The 2,756-nt window shown below is 65.7% G+C and carries 3 protein-coding genes; 2 read left to right on the top strand and 1 reads right to left on the bottom strand.

Annotation, left to right across the window (positions count from 1 at the left end; all coding sequences use genetic code 11):
- A partial coding sequence (locus tag KIT86_RS24830; protein ID WP_297403376.1) for an FAD-dependent monooxygenase occupies positions 1-1,011 on the bottom strand: 1,011 nt, incomplete at its 3' end.
- Positions 1,012-1,157: 146 nt separating this feature from the next.
- On the opposite strand from KIT86_RS24830, the gene KIT86_RS24825 reads away from it, so the two are divergent.
- Positions 1,158-2,072 carry a crotonase/enoyl-CoA hydratase family protein gene (locus KIT86_RS24825; RefSeq protein ID WP_297403374.1) on the top strand — a complete coding sequence of 305 codons (915 nt, stop codon included), beginning with the start codon at positions 1,158-1,160 and terminating at the stop codon, positions 2,070-2,072.
- 102 nt (positions 2,073-2,174) lie between these two features.
- Positions 2,175-2,750, top strand: coding sequence for a polymer-forming cytoskeletal protein (locus KIT86_RS24820; RefSeq protein WP_297403373.1), 576 nt, complete (start codon positions 2,175-2,177; stop codon positions 2,748-2,750).
- The last annotated feature ends 6 nt before the right edge of the window (positions 2,751-2,756 follow it).

Genomic DNA, 2,756 nt, shown 5'->3' with positions numbered 1-2,756 from the left:
GGAGTCGAGCAAGGCGTCGGGCGATTCGCCGCGCAGCACTCGGGCCAGTTTCCACGCCAGGTTGGCGGCATCGTCCAGGCCCGAATTGAGACCGCGCACACCGAAGATGGGCACCAGGTGGGCCGCATCGCCCGCAAAGAACACGCGGCCCTGGCGGTAGCTCGGCAGCGTCAGGCATTTGGCGTTGTAGATCGAAATCCACAGGGGTTCCCAAGGTTCGTTCTCGCCGATCATCGCCAGGTGGCTGCGCACGCGCGGCAGCACGTTCTCTGGCTTGACCGCTTCCACGGGGTCCTCGTCGTCGCGGATCTGGTAGTCGATGCGCCAGACATCGTCGGGCTGACGGTGCATGAGGATGGTGGAGCCCGGGTTGGAGGGTGGATCGAACCAGGCCAGGCGCTCGACCGGGCGCCGCGTCTTCTGCACCACATCGACGATCACATACTTGCCGTCGTACTGGGTGCCCTCCAGCTGCAGGCCAAGCTGCTCGCGCACGGTGCTGCGCCCGCCATCGCAGGCCACGACAAAGTCGGCCTGCACGGTCTGGCGTCCTTGCGGCGTGTCCACCTCCACCTGCACGCTGCCCACCTGCTGGCGCACGGCCACCACGCGGCTGGCCCAGAGCACGCGCGATGCATCGCCCTGCCGCTGGGCCGCCTCGTGCGCGAATGCTTCGACGTAAAACTGCTGGATGTTGACCATGGGCGCGAATCGCTGGCTGGGTTCGGCGGGCATCTCGAAGTGCAGCACCTCGGTATCACGCCAATGGCTTCGGCCGCCCGTCCAGCTCAGGCCCTTTTCCACCAGCGGCGCGTCGGCACCCACCCAACCCAGGATTTCCTGCGATCGTCGAGAAATGCAGATGGCGCGGCTTCCCGTGCAATAGCCCTCATCGGCTTCGATCACGAGGTGGGGGATGCCCTCGCGCGCGAGCAGGGCCGACAGGGTCAGCCCCACCGGACCGCCGCCAGCGATCAGCACGGGAATGGAGGAAGGCAGTACTGGTTTCATGGGTTCCACAATGGTTGCGGGCGCAACTTTATCCTCATTTGGTTGCGTGCGCAACCATATGGAATCAAAACTTCTGTCTCCGAGGCAACTGCGGCAGGTGTGGGGGCTGCCTATCATGGAGACAGCAACCCTCAGGAGACACGACCATGCCCAGCTTCAGCACCTTGCGCATCGAGAAGGACACGAACCAGCCGCGCGTCGCGCGCTTGCTGCTCAACCGTCCCGAACGCCTCAATGCCATCAACGACGAGACGCCGCGCGAGATCCGTGCGGCAGTGGAGTGGGCCAATGCCGACGACGAGGTGCACGTGATCGTGGTCGAGGGCGCCGGCAAAGGTTTCTGCGGCGGCTATGACCTCTCCCTGTTCGGCGAAGGCGACATCGACCACCCCTGCCAGCAGGAGCGCCACCCCTGGGACCCGATGGACGACTATGCCTTCATGAAGCGCAACACCGAAGACTTCATGGCACTGTGGCGCAGCCCCAAGCCCACCATCGCCAAGGTGCACGGCGCGGCGGTGGCCGGCGGCAGCGACATCGCGCTGTGCTGTGACCTGCTCGTGATGGCCGACGACGCGCGCATTGGCTACATGCCCACGCGCGTCTGGGGCTGCCCCACCACCGCCATGTGGACCTACCGCCTCGGCGCTGCGCGCGCCAAGCAGATGATGTTCACCGGCAACGTGATCGACGGCCGCACAGCCGCGGCCTGGGGGCTGGCCAACGAGGCCGTGCCGGCCGAGCAGCTCGAAGACGCCACCATGCAGCTCGCCGGGCGCATCGCCGGCGTGCCGCGCTCACACCTGGCCATGCACAAGATGGTGGTCAACCAAGTCATGCTCACCATGGGTCTGGAACAGACGCAGCAGATGGCCACGCTGTTCGACGGCATCACGCGACACAACCCCGAGGGCCTCTGGTTCCGCCGCCACGCGCAGGAAGCCGGCTTCAAAGACGCCGTGCAATGGCGCGACAGCGGCCGGCCGATTCCCGAGGGCGATGAAGCACGCGCCCTGGTCCGCGAAATGGAAGGCCGCAAACGATCTCGGGCGAAAAAATGAAACCGCATGTACCGTTCATCTCGTTACCCCTCTTACCGGAGCGGGAAGAATGTAAGAGGCATGGCGCTTAGCATGGCCGCTTCACTTTTTGAAGGAGCTGGCATGGCACTGCACTTTGGCAAACGAGACGATCAACCCAAGACCCTGAACACCGGCATGGCCACGCAACGCTACGGCCAGCCAGCGAGCACCAGCGCGTCGCAGGCCCAGCCGCAGACCCCGGCCCCCGCCACCCCTGATCTGGACCTGGGTGCCTCCACCAGCGCCGCCGGCGTCGGCTCGTCGTCGTCCACCCCCGAAGGTGGCAGCAAGCTCACGGTCGGCCCCAACATCAAGCTCAAGGGCGTGGAGATCACCGACTGCGACACGCTGGTGGTGGAAGGTCTGGTCGAGGCGACCATGGATTCGCGCGTGATCCAGATCGCGGAACAGGGCGAGTTCAAGGGCTCGGCCGAGATCGACATCGCCGAGATCCGCGGCGTGTTCGACGGCAACCTCACGGTGCGCCAGAAGCTGGTGATTTACGCCACGGGCAAGGTCACCGGCAAGATCCGGTACGGCAAGGTGGTGATCGAGGAAGGCGGCCAGCTCTCCGGTGACATCGAATGCTCCGCCTCCGCCGCCCCGTCGTCATCGGGCAAGTCCGCCAACCAGCACGCGATGGCACTGGCGGCCTGAGGCCGC

This window comes from Hydrogenophaga sp., from assembly GCF_026125825.1.
Taxonomy (GTDB): Bacteria; Pseudomonadota; Gammaproteobacteria; order Burkholderiales; family Burkholderiaceae_C; genus Hydrogenophaga.
Note: the sequence above shows the minus strand (reverse complement) of the source record. Positions and strands in the feature narration are given on the sequence as shown.